The organism is Sulfitobacter indolifex (genome assembly GCF_022788655.1).
Classification (GTDB): domain Bacteria; phylum Pseudomonadota; class Alphaproteobacteria; order Rhodobacterales; family Rhodobacteraceae; genus Sulfitobacter; species Sulfitobacter indolifex.
This window is the reverse complement of the sequence record NZ_CP084951.1, coordinates 1485281-1502183: the sequence shown is the minus strand read 5'-3', so window position 1 is coordinate 1502183 and position 16903 is coordinate 1485281. Positions and strand designations below refer to the sequence as shown.

17 protein-coding genes and 1 tRNA gene are annotated in these 16903 nt (G+C 59.2%); 9 read left to right on the top strand and 9 right to left on the bottom strand.

Annotated features, from left to right (window positions below; translation table 11 throughout):
• Positions 1 to 25 precede the first annotated feature (25 nt).
• Positions 26 to 943 carry an MBL fold metallo-hydrolase gene (locus DSM14862_RS07300; RefSeq protein WP_040701140.1) on the top strand — a complete coding sequence of 306 codons (918 nt, stop codon included), beginning with the start codon at positions 26 to 28 and terminating at the stop codon, positions 941 to 943.
• The gene (locus DSM14862_RS07295) at positions 940 to 1887 is read left to right on the top strand and encodes an MBL fold metallo-hydrolase (RefSeq protein WP_007119606.1); all 948 of its coding nucleotides are present in this window, start codon (positions 940 to 942) and stop codon (positions 1885 to 1887) included. Before DSM14862_RS07300 ends, DSM14862_RS07295 begins: the two co-directional genes overlap by 4 nt.
• Positions 1888 to 1961: 74 nt before the next feature.
• On the opposite strand, the gene DSM14862_RS07290 is transcribed toward DSM14862_RS07295, so the two are convergent.
• The gene (locus DSM14862_RS07290) at positions 1962 to 3221 is read right to left on the bottom strand and encodes a urate hydroxylase PuuD (RefSeq protein ID WP_040701139.1); all 1260 of its coding nucleotides are present in this window, start codon (positions 3219 to 3221) and stop codon (positions 1962 to 1964) included.
• Positions 3222 to 3318: 97 nt separating this feature from the next.
• On the opposite strand from DSM14862_RS07290, the gene DSM14862_RS07285 reads away from it, so the two are divergent.
• The gene (locus DSM14862_RS07285) at positions 3319 to 4227 is read left to right on the top strand and encodes a LysR family transcriptional regulator (protein WP_007119604.1); all 909 of its coding nucleotides are present in this window, start codon (positions 3319 to 3321) and stop codon (positions 4225 to 4227) included.
• Here the strand turns inward: DSM14862_RS07285 and uraH are convergent.
• The gene (gene uraH, locus DSM14862_RS07280) at positions 4224 to 4577 is read right to left on the bottom strand and encodes a hydroxyisourate hydrolase (RefSeq protein ID WP_040701220.1); all 354 of its coding nucleotides are present in this window, start codon (positions 4575 to 4577) and stop codon (positions 4224 to 4226) included. The genes DSM14862_RS07285 and uraH overlap by 4 nt on opposite strands.
• Before the next feature lie 139 nt (positions 4578 to 4716).
• On the opposite strand from uraH, the gene puuE reads away from it, so the two are divergent.
• From puuE to DSM14862_RS07265, 3 genes are read left to right on the top strand one after another with little or no spacing between them, the layout of a single operon-like run.
• Complete coding sequence (gene puuE / locus DSM14862_RS07275) at positions 4717 to 6126, top strand: allantoinase PuuE (RefSeq protein WP_243254344.1); 1410 nt, start codon at positions 4717 to 4719, stop codon at positions 6124 to 6126.
• Positions 6123 to 6617, top strand: coding sequence for an ureidoglycolate lyase (locus tag DSM14862_RS07270; RefSeq protein ID WP_007119601.1), 495 nt, complete (start codon positions 6123 to 6125; stop codon positions 6615 to 6617). The genes puuE and DSM14862_RS07270 overlap by 4 nt, the downstream gene beginning before the upstream one ends.
• Before the next feature lie 55 nt (positions 6618 to 6672).
• The gene (locus DSM14862_RS07265; protein WP_007119600.1) at positions 6673 to 8109 is read left to right on the top strand and encodes a nucleobase:cation symporter-2 family protein; all 1437 of its coding nucleotides are present in this window, start codon (positions 6673 to 6675) and stop codon (positions 8107 to 8109) included.
• A 223-nt stretch (positions 8110 to 8332) separates the two neighbouring features.
• On the opposite strand, the gene DSM14862_RS07260 is transcribed toward DSM14862_RS07265, so the two are convergent.
• From DSM14862_RS07260 to DSM14862_RS07245, 4 genes are all read right to left on the bottom strand, one after another.
• Positions 8333 to 9154: a bifunctional allantoicase/(S)-ureidoglycine aminohydrolase gene (locus tag DSM14862_RS07260; protein WP_040701218.1), complete on the bottom strand. Its 822-nt coding sequence runs from the start codon at positions 9152 to 9154 to the stop codon at positions 8333 to 8335.
• Between the two features lie 466 nt (positions 9155 to 9620).
• Complete coding sequence (locus DSM14862_RS07255; protein WP_131541675.1) at positions 9621 to 10187, bottom strand: hypothetical protein; 567 nt, start codon at positions 10185 to 10187, stop codon at positions 9621 to 9623.
• Positions 10188 to 10281: 94 nt separating this feature from the next.
• Positions 10282 to 11007, bottom strand: coding sequence for an RlmE family RNA methyltransferase (locus DSM14862_RS07250; protein WP_007119597.1), 726 nt, complete (start codon positions 11005 to 11007; stop codon positions 10282 to 10284).
• Positions 11007 to 12125: a Ppx/GppA phosphatase family protein gene (locus DSM14862_RS07245; protein ID WP_040701136.1), complete on the bottom strand. Its 1119-nt coding sequence runs from the start codon at positions 12123 to 12125 to the stop codon at positions 11007 to 11009. The genes DSM14862_RS07250 and DSM14862_RS07245 overlap by 1 nt, the downstream gene beginning before the upstream one ends.
• A 288-nt stretch (positions 12126 to 12413) precedes the next feature.
• On the opposite strand from DSM14862_RS07245, the gene DSM14862_RS07240 reads away from it, so the two are divergent.
• Genes DSM14862_RS07240 through DSM14862_RS07230 form a run of 3 tightly spaced genes read left to right on the top strand, consistent with a single transcriptional unit; the run spans position 12414 to position 14763 of the window.
• Complete coding sequence (locus DSM14862_RS07240; protein WP_007119595.1) at positions 12414 to 12710, top strand: virulence factor; 297 nt, start codon at positions 12414 to 12416, stop codon at positions 12708 to 12710.
• A 30-nt stretch (positions 12711 to 12740) separates the two neighbouring features.
• On the top strand, positions 12741 to 13670 hold the full coding sequence (locus DSM14862_RS07235; RefSeq protein WP_040701217.1) for a methylenetetrahydrofolate reductase: 930 nt from the start codon (positions 12741 to 12743) through the stop codon (positions 13668 to 13670).
• Positions 13671 to 13683: 13 nt separating this feature from the next.
• Entirely contained in the window at positions 13684 to 14763 is a 1080-nt protein-coding gene (locus DSM14862_RS07230) for a methyltetrahydrofolate cobalamin methyltransferase (RefSeq protein ID WP_007119593.1), read from the top strand.
• Between the two features lie 185 nt (positions 14764 to 14948).
• On the opposite strand, the gene DSM14862_RS07225 is transcribed toward DSM14862_RS07230, so the two are convergent.
• The 3 genes from DSM14862_RS07225 to DSM14862_RS07215 all read right to left on the bottom strand — a co-directional run bounded on the left by DSM14862_RS07225 (position 14949) and on the right by DSM14862_RS07215 (position 16902).
• A tRNA-Arg gene (locus DSM14862_RS07225) sits at positions 14949 to 15025 on the bottom strand.
• Between the two features lie 74 nt (positions 15026 to 15099).
• The gene (locus DSM14862_RS07220; RefSeq protein ID WP_007119591.1) at positions 15100 to 16320 is read right to left on the bottom strand and encodes a cysteine desulfurase; all 1221 of its coding nucleotides are present in this window, start codon (positions 16318 to 16320) and stop codon (positions 15100 to 15102) included.
• A 3-nt stretch (positions 16321 to 16323) separates the two neighbouring features.
• Entirely contained in the window at positions 16324 to 16902 is a 579-nt protein-coding gene (locus DSM14862_RS07215; protein WP_007119590.1) for a YIP1 family protein, read from the bottom strand.
• Position 16903 lies beyond the last annotated feature (1 nt).

Here is a 16903-nt window from a genome sequence, read left to right as displayed (position 1 = left end):
GGAATAAATGGCGGGAGGGGATAAGATGAAGCTCAACAGACGTATGGTACTCGCCGGGCTGGGCGGTGCGGCAGTGGCCCAAGGTCCGCTGCGTGCGTTTGCCAAGACCACAGCGCAGATCGGAGATTACGAGTTTATCAGTGTAAGTGATGGCAATCTGGTCTTGCCGCGCAGCTTTTTCTTCGACGGTTTACCGCAGGACGAATTGGCGCAGGCCCTCGCTTCGTTCGACCTCCCCCAAGACCAACTGGAGCCGCCCTGCAATCTGACCCTGTTGCGCAATGCAGAGCGCGTGGTCCTGTTCGATGCAGGTTCCGGCCCCACCTTCATGCCTTCTGCCGGCACCCTTTTGGATAATCTGGACGCTGCGGGCGTTGCGGCGGACGCGGTGACAGATGTCGTCTTTACCCACGGCCACCCGGATCACCTTTGGGGCGTGTTGGACGATTTTGATGATCTGGTGTTCCCCAATGCAAGCTACCACATGGGTCAGGTCGAATGGGACTATTGGCGCGATCCGGCGACCGTCGACACGATCGGTGAAACCCGCGCGGCCTTTGCCGTAGGCGCTGCACGTCGGTTGGACGCGATCGAAGACAGGATGAGCCATTTTTCCGATGCGGCCGAAGTTCTGCCCGGTATCATGGCCCAAGCAAGTTTCGGTCATACACCTGGTCACATGTCATTCATGGTCGGCGGCGATAGTGACGCCCTGATGATTGGCGGCGATGCCATTGGCAACCATCACCTTGCCTTTGCCCGTCCCGGTTGGGCCAGCGGAGCGGATCAAGATCCTGACCTTGGGGCGCAGACCCGCCAGCGCCTGCTGGATAGGCTTGCGCATGAGCAGACGTTGCTGATGGGGTTCCACCTGCCGAACGGCGGGCTGGGCCGGGTCGCCCGAGATGGGGATAGCTATCGTTTCGTGAGGGCCGATCAATGAAAAAGCTTCTTGTCACCGCCGCGCTGCTTACTGCCACCAACGCCATGGCGAGCGAAGAAATTGCGGATAAATACCCCGGCTCTTTGCTCTATGACAAACCCTATGAGGTCATTCCCGGCGTCTTTTCCGCCATCGGAGCAACAGCGCCGCCGACCTACGAGAACGCAGGCCATAACAACAACCTAAGCTTTGTCGTGACCGGCGACGGCGTAGTCGTCATTAACGGTGGTGCAGCCTATGGACTGGCCAAGGCGCTGCATGATGAGATCAAGGCCGTGACCGATCAGCCGGTAAAGCTGGTGTTTAACGAGAACGGTCAGGGCCATGCAGTTCTAGGCAACGGCTATTGGGCCGAACAGGGCGTGCCCATTGTGGCGCATGTGGATGCGGCCCACGAAGTCGAAAGCTTTGGCGGCAGCATTTTAGAAGGGATGCAGCGCTACAATCGGGACCGCGCCGAGAGCACAGAGGTCCAACTGCCGACCGAAACTTTCGAGGATGAGTATATCGTCGAGATGGGCGATTTCCGTATTGAGGCGCGCCACCTCGGCCCCGCGCATAGCCCCGGTGATATCGTGATCTGGCTGCCCAAGCAGCGCCTCGTCATCTCTGGCGATATGGCATTCCACGAACGCATGCTGCCGATCTTCCCTGACACGATGACGGCGGATTGGATCGAGACGTGGGAAACCGCCTTTGAACCGCTAGAGGCGACCTATGTGATCCCCGGCCATGGGCATCCGACCAATATGGATCAGGTCCGGCGCTACACCCACGACTATCTGGTTTACCTGCGCGAGCAAATCGGCGCGCATCTGGATTCAGGTGGCGGACTGGCCGAGGCTTATTACGTCGATCAATCGCCCTATGCCGGGCTCGACACGTTTGAAGAGTTGGCTACTAAAAATGCGGGCCGTGTGTATGAGCAGATGGAGTTTGAGTGAGTTGAACGATAAACGGCGACTCGCGAAAAGGGCCGCCGTTTATCATTTAATCAATGACTTAGTCAGGGCCGCGTCTATTTCCCCGCCAAGCTAAACGGCAGCTCAGCCGCGCCTGCACGATACCACTGCACAATCTTGCGGCGCTCTTCTTCCTCCATAAAGGATACATTCGCAGGCGGCATCGCGTTGGTCACCCCAGCCTGAACATAAATCTCCCGCGCAGCGCGGGCGATGTCAGACGGTGTCTCCAGCAACAACCCTTTGGGCGCGCGGTGGATGCCGTCATAGAACGGCTCGCGCGCATGGCACATGCCACAGCGGCCCGGCACGATGTTGGACACATCGTCAAACCCTTGGGCGCTGGCAAAAATCTGTTCGGTTTTGGTCAGCGGCCGCGCTTCAGCCGCCTCGATATCATCCTGCATCAGCGGCGCGGTCGACAGCCACATGATGGCTACGAACAGCAGCGCGGTCACGCCCCATGTCCAATGCGGCCCCTTTCCGGTGGCGTGCATGGTGTTGAAGTAATGCCGGATCGTCACCCCCATCAGAAACACCAACGCCGCGATCAGCCAGTTGTATTCCGTGGCAAAGGCCAGCGGGTAATGATTGCTGAGCATTAGGAAAATGACCGGCAGCGTGAGGTAGTTGTTATGGGTGGAGCGCAACTTGGCGATCTTGCCGTATTTCGCGTCCGGTGTGCGGCCTTCTTGCAGGTCCTTCACCACGATACGCTGGTTCGGCATGATGATGAAAAAGACGTTGGCCGTCATGATCGTGGCCGTGAATGCCCCCAGATGCAGCAGTGCCGCACGTCCTGTGAACACCTGATTATAGCCCCAAGCCATCGCCACCAGCAGCACGAAGAGAAGCAGCATCAGCGCCGTGGGGCGGTTGCCGAGCTTTGATTTGCATAAGGCGTCATAGATCAACCATCCCAACGTCAGCGACCCGGCAGAGATCAGGATGCCTTGGAGAGTCGACAGGTCTGCTTTGGAGGGGTCAATGAGATACAATTCCGCCCCAGCCCAATAGACCACCATCAGCAGCGCCGCGCCCGAGAGCCACGTCGAATAGCTCTGCCACTTATGCCAGATTAGGTGCTCGGGCATATTTTCGGGCGCGACCAAATACTTTTGAATGTGGTAGAACCCGCCCCCATGCACTTGCCATTCTTCACCAAAAGCGCCTGCGGGCAAATGCGGCACTTTGCGCAGCCCCAAATCAAGAGCGATGAAATAGAACGACGCGCCGATCCACGCCATGGCGGTGATGACATGCACCCAACGGACGGCAAAGCCGATCCAATCCCACATGATGGCTATGTCGTGCATGGTGTTCTCTCCGGATGATTCACCGGCCAGACTATTCAATCGCGGATTTTACCGCTAGATTTGTCATTCCCTAAACTCTATCAAAAGTTCCCGATAAATGTCCTATTTCGACAACATCCGTACTTTCGTGCGCGTCTATGAACTTGGCAGCATGTCGGCTGCCGCACGCGATCAGCGCGTCTCGCCTGCGGTAGCATCAGCGCGGATCACCCAGTTGGAGGGGCATTTGGGCGTACGCCTGTTTCAGCGCACCACCCGCAGCCTGTCGGCTACCGAACAGGGGCGGATTTTCTATGACGGGGCCTGCAAGATTCTCGCCTCCGTCGCCGAAGCCGAAGCGGGCATCGAGGATGTCACCGACAACCCCCGCGGCACGCTGCATGTCGCAGCCCCGCTGGGTGTGGGTCGTCGGCTGATTGCGCCGCATGTGCCAGAATTTGCGGAGACCTATCCGCTGGTTGATGTGCGCTTGCGGTTAAGCGATCGCAAGCTCGACCTCACGGCCGAGGGGCTCGACGTGGCCTTCTTCCTCGGGCGGCCCGAAGATTCCACCCTGCGCATCCGGAAAGTGGCTGATTGCGAACGCGTGCTCTGCGCCAGCCCGGCCTATGTCGCCGCCCACGGTCATCCGCGCAGCGGAGCCGAGATCGACCGAGGCCAACATAACTGTCTAAACCTCCGCTTTCCCGGCGCGACAGAGTTTCAGTGGCAACTTCAAGGCCCAGAAGGCGCGGCGAAATACGACGTGCGTGGACGGTTTGAGAGTGACGACGGTGATGTGCTCACCGATTGGGCGCTCGCGGGGGCGGGCATCGCCATGAAACCGCTGTTCGAGATCGCAGAACACCTGCGCAGCGGTGCCTTGGTGCGGGTGGTTGAAGACACGCCACCCCTGCCCGTTCAAATGGCGTGTCTCTACACACACCGCCGCCACCAAGACCCGAAGACCCGGCTGTTCATGGACTTTATGATCGCCCGGATGGAGGACTCGCTTAGAGTTGGTTAACTGCCGCGGTAAGTCGAATAGCCAAAGGGCGAGAGCAGCAGCGGCACATGGTAATGCGCGGCCTCCGACATGCCAAAACGCAACGGGACGACATCAAGAAAGCGCGGTTCTTCGGCGGGGGTGCCATTGGCGTCGAGATAGGCCCCGCAGTGGAACAGCAGCTCATAGGTGCCGGTCTGAAATTCCTCGGCAGGCAGAATCTGCTCATCCGTGCGGCCATCCGCATTGGTGGTCAAGCTCCGCAGATGGGTGCGGTTCTCGCCTTCCAAGCGGAAAAGCTCGATCTTCAGCCCCGTTGCCGGACAACCGCGTGCCGTGTCCAATACATGTGTTGTCAGATAGCCTGTCATCATACCCTCCGTGCCTAACCCTTGATCGCTCGGCACGCCTTTCAGTGAAAGCGCCCTTTTTACGATAGTCTTTCAGGAATTTATTGAAAGCAATGCCGGACCTTCCGGTCTAGACAGAGAACGACAGAAGGAGAACGACATGACTCGCTACCCCCGCGACATGCAGGGTCACGGCCCCACCCCCCCGAACGCCCAGTGGCCCAATGGCGCGAAGATCGCCGTGCAACTTGTGCTGAATTACGAAGAAGGCGGGGAGAATAACATCCTGCATGGCGACGCGGCGTCCGAAGCGTTTCTGTCTGAGATCGTAGGCGCCGCGCAATGGCCGGGGCAGCGCCATGCCAATATGGAATCGATCTATGAATACGGCGCGCGCGCCGGATTTTGGCGACTTCATCGCTTGATGAAAGACCTGCCGATCACCGTCTATGGCGTCGCTACTGCGCTGGCCCGCTCACCGGTTCAGACTGCAGCGATGATTGACGCAGGCTGGGAAATGGCGACGCATGGCCTCAAATGGATCGAGCACAAGGACATGCCCGAAGAGGAGGAGCGCGCGGCCATCGCCGAAGCAATCCGCCTGCATACCGAAGTCACCGGCAGCGCCCCGCGTGGCTTTTACTGTGGGCGTTCATCGGAAAACACCATACGTTTGGCGGCTGAGACGGGACAGTTCGCCTATGTTGCCGACGCCTATGCCGACGACCTGCCCTATTGGGTTGAGATCGGCGCGCGTGACCAGTTGATCGTGCCCTACACGCTCGATTGCAACGACATGCGCTTTGCCACGCCGCAGGGTTTTAACGCTGGCGCGCAGTTTTTGGACTATCTCAAGGCCAGCTTTGACGCGCTTTACCGTGAGGGTGCCGAAGGTGCCGCAAAGATGTTATCGGTTGGATTGCACTGCCGTTTGATTGGTCGTCCCGGTCGGGTCGAGGCGCTGCGCCAGTTTATCGAATATGCCCAAAGCCACGAAGGCGTCTGGTTCGCGACCCGTGAACAGATCGCGGAACATTGGGCCGAAACTCACCCGCATGAGCGTCGCGAACGGCCTAGTCAGATGGACCGCGAGACTTTCGTTGCCAAATACGGCAGCATTTTTGAGCATTCCCCGTGGATCGCCGAGGGTGCGCATGCGCTGGAACTCGGCGCGGGGCATGACACGGCGGTCGGGCTGCACAATGCACTGGCGCGGATCTTCCGCAGTGCGAGCGATGAGCAACGGCTCGGCGTACTTCAGGCCCACCCCGATCTGGCAGGCAAGCTCGCGCAGGCGCAGCGCCTAACGGCAGAGAGCACCTCCGAACAGGCCGCCGCAGGATTGGATGCGCTGACGGATGCAGAGCGCGAGACTTTCACCCGTCTCAACAACAACTACGTCGAGAAACACGGCTTTCCCTTCATCATCGCGGTGCGCGACCACGACAAGGCGGACATCCTCTCCGCGTTTGAACGGCGCATTAACAACGACCGCGACACCGAATTCGCCGAGGCCTGCCGTCAAGTCGAACGCATCGCGCACCTGCGGCTGAAAGGCATGCTGCCATGACCCGTCAGTTGATCTTGCAGCCCCTCACTGTCGAGGCCTTTGCGCCCTTTGGCGAGGTGCTGGAAGTGCGCGGCGCACCGGACAAGATCATCAATCAGGGGATGTGTGGGCGGCATCATGATTTGGCCGACCTCGATTTTGGCGACGGCCGCGCGGGCATCAGCGTTTTTGACGCCACGCCCCGCGCCCTGCCCTTCACCCTTGATATGGTAGAGCGGCATCCGCTCGGCGCGCAGGCTTTTTTGCCGATGCACCAAAACCCGTATTTGGTCGTGGTTGCACCCGATAACGCAGGCCAACCCGGCAGGCCGCAAGCCTTCCTTGCTGGTCCGGGTCAGGGCGTGAACTACCACCGTAACACGTGGCACGCCGTCTGCTGCCCGCTCAGCGCGCCCGGTCTTTTCGCCGTGGTGGACCGGATCGGGGACGGTGACAATCTCGAAGAACATTGGTTCGACACAGCTTGGGAGGTGGTCGAAGCCGCAGAATAACCCGTCATGCCCTCAGAAGAAGCGGCAGGCGCAATCGGTCACAAGGGAGAATGAAATGACTGACGCTTCACTGGGCACGCCTGAACAGCTGCGCGACCCCAACTATACCCCTGCGCTGGCCAAGGCGGTGCCTTTGGGCATTCAGCATGTGCTGGCGATGTTTGTCTCCAACGTGACGCCTGCGATCATCGTGGCGGGGGCTGCGGGTTTTGGCTTTGGCTCGGATGCTGGGGCGCAGGGCTTTCCCGACATGACCTATCTGATCCAGATGTCGATGCTCTTTGCCGGGATCGCCACGCTGTTTCAAACCATCGGCATGGGGCCCGTGGGCGCTCGGCTACCCATTGTTCAGGGCACCAGCTTTGCCTTTCTGCCGATCATGATCCCGCTTGTCGCCGGCAAAGGTGTCGAAGCGCTGCCTGCGCTGTTTGGCGGTGTGCTGGTCGGTGGGTTGTTTCATACGCTGCTGGGTACCTTCATTGGCCGGATACGCTTTGCCCTCCCGCCGCTTGTAACGGGGTTGGTCGTCACGATGATCGGCCTCGCGCTGGTCAAAGTGGGCATCCAATATGCCGCCGGGGGCGTTCCGGCGATGGATCAGCCGGAATATGGCAGCCTCCTCAACTGGTCCGCCGCGCTGATCGTGATTTTCGCCACGCTGGGATTGAAGTTCTTTACCCGTGGCATGCTCTCGGTCTCTGCCGTCGTGATCGGTATCGCGGTGGGCTATGTCTATGCGCTGCTCATGGGCATGGTCACGGTCGACGGCATCGCGACCAGCTGGGACCGTGCCGCCGCCGTGGCGCTGCCAATTCCTTTTGCCTATGGGTTCGAGTTCAGTTTTGCCGCCGTTGTGGGCTTCTGCCTAATGGCCTTCGTCTCAGCCGTCGAAACCGTCGGCGATGTTTCTGGCATCACCAAGGGCGGCGCGGGGCGCGAGGCAACGGATGCTGAGATCACGGGCGCGACCTATGCCGACGGTCTGGGCAGCGCGATTGCGGGAATTTTCGGGGGCTTTCCGAATACGTCCTTCAGCCAAAATGTCGGCCTAATCGCCATGACCGGTGTGATGAGCCGCCATGTGGTGACCATCGGCGCGCTGTTTTTGATCCTTTGCGGGCTGGTGCCCAAAGTCGGCGCGGTGATCCGCACCATCCCCATCGAAGTCTTGGGCGGCGGTGTGATTGTGATGTTCGGCATGGTTGTCGCGGCGGGCATCTCGATGCTGTCGGACGTGAACTGGAACCGGCGCAACATGGTGATCTTTGCCATCTCGCTGTCGATCGGTCTGGGCCTGCAATTGGACCCGAAAGCGGTACAATATCTGCCTGATACGCTTCGGGTCCTGATGACAAGCGGGCTGCTGCCAGCGGCATTGATCGCGATTGTGTTGAACCTGTTGCTGCCCGAGCAATTGTCGGATGAGGCGACGGAAGAGGTCTCGGGCGGCCTTGCGGGCGCTGGCAAAGGATCGCTTGAAAAGCGGGTCTGAACAGAAAAGAAGGGGCGCCGGTTAAGCGCCCCTTCTCATTCATACAATCTCTGACGCTCACCCTGGCGCGGAATAAAGCCACAGGCGCCGGGTCATCGCATGCCCGTAGCGGAGGGCTGGCGGTTTGATGAAGATTTGCGCACCTTTGCGACGTCGCATATTGGCCGATCAAAAGTGTGGCTTGGATCGACTGAGTTTCCGCCCTACGGGCAGCCGCTGGCCTTCAGCGCAGCTTCATATGCCGGTTCACGTCCTTATAGAGCAGATACCGAAACGGCCCCGGTCCGCCCGCATAACAGGCCTGCGGGCAAAAAGCGCGCAGCCACATGAAATCGCCGGCCTCAACCTCGACCCAATCCTGATTGAGCCGGTAAACCGCCTTGCCCTCTAGAACGTAAAGCCCATGCTCCATCACATGGGTCTCACAAAAGGGGATCACCCCACCAGGTTGCAGCGTGACGATTGTAACATGCATGTCATGGCGCAGATCGCTGGGATCAACAAACCGCGTCGTCGCCCAGACCCCATCCGTATCAGGCATAACGTTCGGTTCGATGTCCTGCTCGTTCAGGATTAGCGGATCGGGATGATCCAGCCCCTCTACCGCCTCATAGGCTTTGCGGATCCAATGGAACCGCGTGACCGCACCACTGTCGTTCTTTAGCGCCCAGTTCGACCCCGCCGGAATATAGGCATAGCTGCCTTCGCGCATCGCGTGGCTTTCCCCTTCGAGGGTTAGGGTGAAACCACCTTCGACCACGAAGAGCACCCCTTGCGCCTCGCTATCCAGTTCAGGCCGGTCGGAGCCGCCACCGGGCTGCACCTCCATGATATATTGCGAAAATGTCTCAGCAAAACCGCTCAAGGGGCGCGCGATGACCCAAAGCCGCGTATCTTCCCAGAACGGCAAAAATGAGGTTACAATATCGCGCATCGTGCCGCGGGGCAGAACGGCGTAGGCTTCGGTGAAAACGGCGCGGTCAGACAGCAAGGTTTTCTGATCCGGGTGGCCGCCAGTGGGCGCGAAATAACGAGGGGGGGGCATCATTTTTCTCCGTGGGGGGTGGACCGCAGAATTGCCCTTTCCCGCGCTGAGGCCAAGGTCTTTATCGATGAAGGATTGTTTGGTTAAATTTGATAGTCTTCGATAAAGGTCTGCCCACCACCCGAATTTTTCCCCGCGCCCGGCCATTTTCGACCCTCAAGGACGCCGTATTTATCGGTCTTATCTGTATAAAATCTGAAGATTTGCGATTACTAACCGCCCGGAAGCTAGAGATGCCACACCAAACCGCGCCACTGGATACAAGCCGCCACCGCCGCTTGTTTGAGATACTGTGCCACGCCGAACGGGCGGCACAGACCAGCGCGCGGTTGGCGATCGCACATCGTTTGGTGGATGAAGCCGTAGGTCTAGAGCTACGGCAAACTGCTGCGCGCTCCCTAGACCCTATCCCTTTCACAAGGCGAAAGCAGTTTTGGGACGTGATGCGCGGGCTGGTACAGCGGCATCAGAAGAAAGAAGCGGCCTCAAGCTCGACCGTAATTACCCCAATGATCGCGCCATTCGATGGCTCTGTAATGGGCATCGACACGCGGCTTTGATGCGCCTTTGTGCTATCGTCAATGGCAACTTGATCGATCACAAATACCCCTGAAGGCGGCGAAAAACGATTGCTGCTTTTAGGCTTACCCCCTTTGAAATAGACCGATGCCGTACCGCTGGTGATAACGGTCAGACCGTAGGCGTCCAACAGCTTTACTTCGGCGATTTGACCGTCAGATCGCGCAATTTGGTTTTTTAAAAAGGCCACGACCGGCGCGGCCGTCGCGACCTTCGTCTGCGATGATGGCGCAGCGGGCCGTATTACTGCCACCGGTGCGGCTGCTAAGATATTCATCTGGCGGTGCCGAAGATTCTGCTCAGCAATCGCGTCGACAATCCGGGCGTCGTTCACCCAAGTTAGCAATTCCCTATCAATATAATCATTCAACGTTCCAGGCACGTCAGACGCAGAGAGTTTGACGACAGAACACAGGACGAAAATGAGCGATACAATTGGCAGGTGTCGTACCATCGGGAAGCCCTCATATGAATGGCGGCCCAGAGACCGCGGGAGGATTACACCCTAGCCGCGGATTGGTTTACCACTTATGAACGCCCGAATTGCCTTAGGCCTCGTTGCCCTTAAACCCTGTGGCCACAACGAATTTCTCTGAAGAATCCGCACGGCTGGCCGGGGGTTTGATGTTTGCGACCTTGGTAAAGCGCATCTTCAGCAGCTTTTGCAACTCACCCTCAGCACCCCCAGCCAGAACCTTGGCCACGAAAGTGCCGCCGTCTTCGAGGACATCAAAAGCAAAGTAGGCCGCCGCTTCGCACAGCGCGATGATCCGCAGGTGATCGGTCTGTTTATGCCCCGACGCCGACGCCGCCATGTCGGACATGACAACATCAGCCTTACCGCCGAGCCATTCCTTGACCTTCAGGTCCGCGTCGTCTTCCATGAAATCAAGCTGGTGCAATTCACACCCGGCAATCGGCTCCATCTCTTGAAGGTCGACGCCAAGAATGGTGCCAACCTGCTTGCCCGACCGCTCGCCCAGCACGTTACACCGTTTGACGGCCACCTGACACCAGCCGCCCGGTGCCGCGCCCAGATCGACGATCCGTGCGCCGGGCACGAGGAACCGGAATTTATCGTCTAACTCCATAATCTTATAAGCCGCGCGCCCGCGATAGCCTTCGGCCTGCGCGCGTTTGACATACGGATCATTCAACTGCCGCTGCAACCAGCGGGTCGAGCTAAGCTTGCGCCCGCGTGCGGATTTAACCTTTACCTTAAGGTCGCGCTGACCGCGCCCTGAGGTGTTCTTTCCATCCGGTGTCTTGGTCATCAAAAGACCCCTTCTTCTAATACGCCATCGGCGCTCATCTGTGCATATAGCAGGCCTTCGCGCAGACCGCGATCCGCAACTGACAAACGGTCCGTCGGCCAGCAGCGCATCAGCGCCTGTAAGATTGCGGCGCCCGACATGATCAAGGCCGCGCGGTCCTGTCCGATACGCGGATCGGCGCGGCGCCCGCCCGGTCCCATGGCGATATAAGAATGGATCACCTTGTCGATTTGGGCGCTGCTCATGCTGAGCCCGTCGACCTTGGTGCGGTCATAGCGCTTTAGGTTCAAGTGGCTCGCTGCCACGGTGGTCACGGTGCCCGAGGTGCCGACGATCTGGAACCGCTTTTGCGATTGGATCGTCTGGTAGGGCGTAAAATCGGTGAGGTTCTCTTCGAAAAACCAACTCATCAGCGCGAAACGGGCCGCGTCATCCTCTACGTCAGAGAATTGATCACGCAATGTCGCCACACCTAAGGGCACGCTAATCCAATCCACCACGCGGGCCGAGGGCACATCAGACTTCGCCTGATTGAAACCACCCTGAAGCCGCATGATCGAACGCGCGCGGTCGGCCTTGGGGACTTTGGAAATATCAATCCAAACCAACTCGGTCGAGCCGCCACCGATATCCACAACCAGCAGATTTTCCGTCTTCCGGCTCACCAACGGCGCGCAAGAGATCACGGCAAGCTGCGCTTCTTCCTCAGGCCGGATGATGTCGAGTTTAAGGCCAGTCTCGCGCTGGATACGGCGCATGAACTCCGCACCGTTGTGCGCACGGCGGCAGGCTTCGGTCGCCACAAGCCGCATGTTCTGCACCTTGTTGCGCCGCAGTTTCTGCTGACAAATACGCAATGCCTGAATGGTGCGCGCCATCGATCCGCGCGACAATCGCCCGGTTTTTTCCAAACCGGCACCCAATTGCACCGATTTTGAGAAACTGTCCACCACATGGAAACCGCTGCCACGTGGCTGGGCGATCAACATGCGGCAGCTATTTGTACCCAGATCTAGGGCCGCATATAGCTCATTAGATCTGGGCGGAACTGGCGCGGGGCTCAGAGCCGGAATGTCCTTATCGAGCGCACCCGCACCTTTGGGACGCTGTGGCGCCATGGTTACGCGCCTTTCATATCGAGTTATCCCCACGGTATTCTCTGCGCAGGGCCGGTGCAAGAGGCCGCAGTGTCTTGGGCCAATTTCCGCAGCGTTTCCTTCTGCGTGATCCCACGCCCACCTCACAATGATCTTGAGAATAATGGGGGCGCGCAGCCCTCGTGATGGACCGCCCGATGCGCTATCACCGCCATCAAGTCGCGGATGGGTCGTGTTTCGTCGAAAAACGGCCCTGTCCTGACCGCGACCCTCGTTAGACAGGCTTAACCGGACCGGAGGAATCGTCCCATGCCCGCAGTTACAATCGTTTATTGGCGCGATATTCCGGCTCAGGTCATCGTCGGCAAAGGCCGCCGTGGCTCCAAACGCCCCCTGCCCGAACGCTTTGAGCAGGCGATTGACCGCGCTGCAATGAAGGTCGGCGCCGGGGATACCGACGCCTATCTGGCGGAATGGCGCAAGGCGGACCCCTTTGAAGTTGAAGGCGACCCCGATGATGTTGCCGACGCCGAAGCCGCCCGGATCGATGCGGAATACGACCGCGACCGGATCAAGCAACTGATTAACAATGACGGCTGGGCATAGCCTGCCAGCCCTATGATCAAGGACACGCTCATGGCACTTTTGAACTTCCGCAAGAAAGAAACACCCGCCCCACAGGCGCCGGTGGCCGAAGTTGAGGCGCTATTGAAGGATTATTCGATCGAGGTGATGCCCCGCACCGCCATGAAGGTCGAAGATTTCCGTGCTCTGCTGCCCGAGGGCACCCGTGTCTATATCGCCCATATCGATGGCACACCGATCGAGGATATGGTCGCCACCGCAGCGCGGCTAAACGCCGATGGCTTTAAAGTCATGCCGCATTTTCCGGCGCGTATTATTAAGGACCGCGCCACGCTTGCCGATTGGATTGCCCGCTATCAGGGTGAGGCGGACGTGCGCCAGGCGCTGTTGCTGGCGGGCGGTGTCACTACTCCTGTAGGGGAATTCAGCGACTCCATGCAGTTGATGGAGACCGGTCTGTTTGATGAGGCCGGTTTCACCCGGCTGCATGTGGCGGGCCATCCAGAGGGTAACCGCGACATCGACGCTGACGGGGGCCGCCTGAATGTGGATGCGGCGATGAAGTGGAAGAACGACTTTCAGACTCGCACGGATGCGGAAATGGCCATCGCCACACAATTCGCCTTTGAGGCGCAGCCGATCATCGAATGGGCCGACAGCCTTAAAGCGGCGGGCATCACCCTGCCCATCCACATCGGCATCGCTGGGCCTGCCAAGCTACAAACCCTCATTAAATTCGCCATCGCCTGCGGTGTTGGCCCTTCGCTTAAGGTGCTGCAGAAACGCGCGATGGATGTCACCAAGCTGCTGTTGCCATATGAGCCGGCAGATGTGATCAGTGAATTGGCCGCTTACAAGGCGGCGAACCCGGACTTCAACATCAGCCACGTGCATCTTTTCCCGCTGGGCGGGATCAAGACCAGTGCCACATGGTTACAAGAAAATGGCGGCGCCTCTGGGGTGCCAGCCGACGCAGCCTGAAGGACAGACTTACATGACCAGAACCGTCATCGAATCCAAAACCAAGACCGCCGTCATCGGCTTTGACGAGCCGTTCTGCGTGATCGGAGAGCGGATCAATCCCACGGGCCGCAAGATCTTAAGCCAAGAGCTGGAGCGAGGCGATTTTTCCCGGGTCGAGGCCGACGCCATCGCGCAGGTGGCCGCTGGGGCCACGGTTTTGGATGTGAACTCGGGCGCGGTCTTTTCCAACAAGATGGCCGAAGACCCACGCTATGCCGACAACAACTTTGTCGAGCCGATGCTGATGCCGGAACTGATCAAGGTCGTGCAAAACGCCGTCGACGCGCCGATCTGCATCGACAGTTCTGTGCCCGGCGCACTCGAAGCAGGGCTTGAGGCCTGCGAAGGCCGCCCGCTGCTGAACTCTGTCACCGGCGAAGAAGAGCGGCTCGAACTCGTGCTGCCGCTGGTCAAGAAATACAACGTGCCAGTGGTGGCGATCTCCAACGACGATACCGGCATTTCCGAAGACCCGGATGTGCGCTTTGCCGTGGCGAAAAAGATCGTCGAACGCGCCGCCGATTTTGGCATCCCAGCCCATGATATCGTCGTCGATCCACTGGTCATGCCAATCGGCGCGATGGCAACGGCGGGCCATCAGGTTTTCACCCTTGTGCGCCGCCTGCGCGAGGAGCTGGGGGTGAACACCACCTGCGGCGCATCCAACATCTCTTTCGGATTGCCAAACCGTCACGGCATCAACAACGCTTTCCTGCCGATGGCGATGGGTGCCGGCATGACGAGCGCCATCATGAACCCGGTGGCCGTCCCGCTGAATGCTGTGAAAATTGCGGAAAAACGCGCCGAGATGGCCGCTGCGGGCATCATCCTTCCCGAAGAAATGGATGATGAGACCTTCGCGACGCTCTTTAACCTCGGCTCGACCAAATCACGTCCGGGCAAAGAGATGGAGGCGATCCGTGCCGCCAACTTCCTCTTTGACCGTGACCCGCATGGCAGCGCGTGGATCGAGTTCAATAAGGTCGCCCCCAAAGCCGGTCACGAAGGCCGTGGCCGCGCAGGCCGCACCGGCGGACGCCGCCGCCGGTAAGCAACTCACGCTTCCTAAAAGACCCCGTCAGCATCGCTGCGCGGGGTCTTTTTTATGCGTAACGATTTCCTGTACCGCCGCCCGAGAATGCCCTCGGGCAAACGGCTGGCCATCCAGATGCACCAGATGAAAACCATCCGAACACTCAGCTGTGAGGTAGTGACGGGTAACAATATCGAGGAAAATGGCGGACCCTAGAGGATTCGAACCTCTGGCCTCTGCCTTCGGAGGGCAGCGCTCTATCCAGCTGAGCTAAGGGTCCACTGAGGGGCGGTATAGCCAGAGCGCGCCGCCCCTGCAATGGGAAATCAGGGTGCGGGGGCGGCGAAAATGGGCTTAGGCGAAAAGATCGTGTGCCAATTCAAGCGCATCAACCAATGTGTCGACCTCGGCGCGGGTGTTGTACATACCAAAGGACGCGCGGCAGGTGGCCGAGACGCCGAGATGCGTCATCAAAGGTGCCGCGCAATGATGCCCTGCCCGCACCGCCACGCCCTTTTTGTCAAGCACGGTTGAGATGTCATGGGCATGGGCCGCACCGTCCAATGTAAAGCTGAAGATGGCCGCTTTGTCGGGTGTCGTGCCTTGCAGGTTCAGCCAGTTCAAACCGCCCAGCCGGGAGACGGCGTAGTCGCGCAGATCGTCTTCATGCGCGGCAATATTCTCCATCCCCAGATCCATCATGAAATCCAGCGCCACACCCAATCCGATGGTGGCGACGATGCCGGGCGTACCGGCCTCAAACATCATCGGCGGATCGTTGTAACTTACGGCGTCTTTCGTGACCTCACGGATCATATCGCCGCCACCGATGAAGGGGCGCATTTCGGCCATACGTTCGGATTTGATGTAGATCGCGCCCGAGCCCGAAGGGCCATAAAGCTTGTGCCCGGTGACAGCATAGAAATCACACCCGATGTCCTGCACATCCACCGGCATATGCACAGCGCCCTGCGAGCCATCAACCAGCACCGGAACGCCTTTCGCATGCGCCGCCGCGGTGATGGATTTAACATCAACTTTGGTACCCAAGACATTGGAAAGATGGGAAATCGCAACCAGCTTGGTCTTTGGCCCGATGGCATCGATTACCGCCTGTGGGTCCAAGGCGCCCGTGGCGTCCACATCGACCCACTTTAGCACCACGCCTTGGCGTTCGCGCAGGAAATTCCATGGCACGATATTGGCATGATGCTCCATCACCGATAGAACGATCTCATCACCCGCCTGCATCCGAGGCATTGCCCAGGCATAGGCGACGGTGTTGATCCCCATGGTCGCACCGGTGTTCAGCACGATCTCATCTTCTGATCCGGCATTCAGAAAGCGCGCAACCGTGCCGCGGACGCTTTCGTATTTGTCGGTCGCTAGATTAGAAAGGTAGTGCAAGCCACGGTGAACATTAGAATATTCCTGCGCATAGGCCTGCGTGATCGCATCGATCACCACCTGCGGCTTTTGCGCCGATGCACCATTGTCGAGATAGACCAGCGGCTTGCCATTCACCTCGCGGCCAAGGATCGGAAACTGCGCCCGGACGGCTTCAACGTCGAACATGACTTAAACTCCTTGGGCGGTGAGCCCGAACAAAGACAGCAAGAGACCAAGACCCAGCAAGACCCCAAGCGCGGCCCCTGCCAGCACGGCGGCAGCGTGCAACAGCCCCGGCAGATGCAGCAGTTCGGCCACGAAATTCAGCAGGATCCAAAGACCCCAAAAGGTAACGACGAAAGAGGCCAGCAGCGCGACAGGTGGCAGGGCCAAGGTCAGCAGAAGGATCCCCATCTGCGCACAGAGCCGCAGCGCTTGCAGCCACACAACAGCGGCCAAGAGCGGCTCAACCGCGCCCTGCCCGCCCATAGCGCTGCCGACCCAAGAGAGTGCGTAGACATAGAGCAGCATCAACCCGGCCAGCAGCGCAAATAGCACAAGTGGCGATTGAAAATAGGTCGGGAGCGCCATGGCGGGGGGCGCGATCACAAACATCGCCGAAATCACCAGCGCGTTCAGCGCCGCAACCAAGGCGAGCGATGTCCAAATCACCTCTCGCCCCAACGGTAGGGCCGCGATCGTCCGCGCCGCTGTACGGGGGCTGCGCAGCGTGGTTTGCGCAAGTTGGGTCAGCGAAGCAATGTCCATC

Coding starts and splice junctions, on each gene's coding strand:
- DSM14862_RS07265 (WP_007119600.1), top strand. CDS start 6,673: ATGACTGACGCTTCACTGGGCACGCCTGAACAGCTGCGCGACCCCAAC.
- DSM14862_RS07235 (WP_040701217.1), top strand. CDS start 12,741: ATGGCACTTTTGAACTTCCGCAAGAAAGAAACACCCGCCCCACAGGCG.
- DSM14862_RS07215 (WP_007119590.1), bottom strand. CDS start 16,902: ATGGACATTGCTTCGCTGACCCAACTTGCGCAAACCACGCTGCGCAGC.
- puuE (WP_243254344.1), top strand. CDS start 4,717: ATGACTCGCTACCCCCGCGACATGCAGGGTCACGGCCCCACCCCCCCG.
- DSM14862_RS07290 (WP_040701139.1), bottom strand. CDS start 3,221: ATGCACGACATAGCCATCATGTGGGATTGGATCGGCTTTGCCGTCCGT.
- DSM14862_RS07255 (WP_131541675.1), bottom strand. CDS start 10,187: ATGGTACGACACCTGCCAATTGTATCGCTCATTTTCGTCCTGTGTTCT.
- DSM14862_RS07300 (WP_040701140.1), top strand. CDS start 26: ATGAAGCTCAACAGACGTATGGTACTCGCCGGGCTGGGCGGTGCGGCA.
- DSM14862_RS07295 (WP_007119606.1), top strand. CDS start 940: ATGAAAAAGCTTCTTGTCACCGCCGCGCTGCTTACTGCCACCAACGCC.
- DSM14862_RS07250 (WP_007119597.1), bottom strand. CDS start 11,007: ATGACCAAGACACCGGATGGAAAGAACACCTCAGGGCGCGGTCAGCGC.
- DSM14862_RS07230 (WP_007119593.1), top strand. CDS start 13,684: ATGACCAGAACCGTCATCGAATCCAAAACCAAGACCGCCGTCATCGGC.
- DSM14862_RS07260 (WP_040701218.1), bottom strand. CDS start 9,154: ATGCCCCCCCCTCGTTATTTCGCGCCCACTGGCGGCCACCCGGATCAG.
- uraH (WP_040701220.1), bottom strand. CDS start 4,577: ATGACAGGCTATCTGACAACACATGTATTGGACACGGCACGCGGTTGT.
- DSM14862_RS07285 (WP_007119604.1), top strand. CDS start 3,319: ATGTCCTATTTCGACAACATCCGTACTTTCGTGCGCGTCTATGAACTT.
- DSM14862_RS07245 (WP_040701136.1), bottom strand. CDS start 12,125: ATGGCGCCACAGCGTCCCAAAGGTGCGGGTGCGCTCGATAAGGACATT.
- DSM14862_RS07240 (WP_007119595.1), top strand. CDS start 12,414: ATGCCCGCAGTTACAATCGTTTATTGGCGCGATATTCCGGCTCAGGTC.
- DSM14862_RS07220 (WP_007119591.1), bottom strand. CDS start 16,320: ATGTTCGACGTTGAAGCCGTCCGGGCGCAGTTTCCGATCCTTGGCCGC.
- DSM14862_RS07270 (WP_007119601.1), top strand. CDS start 6,123: ATGACCCGTCAGTTGATCTTGCAGCCCCTCACTGTCGAGGCCTTTGCG.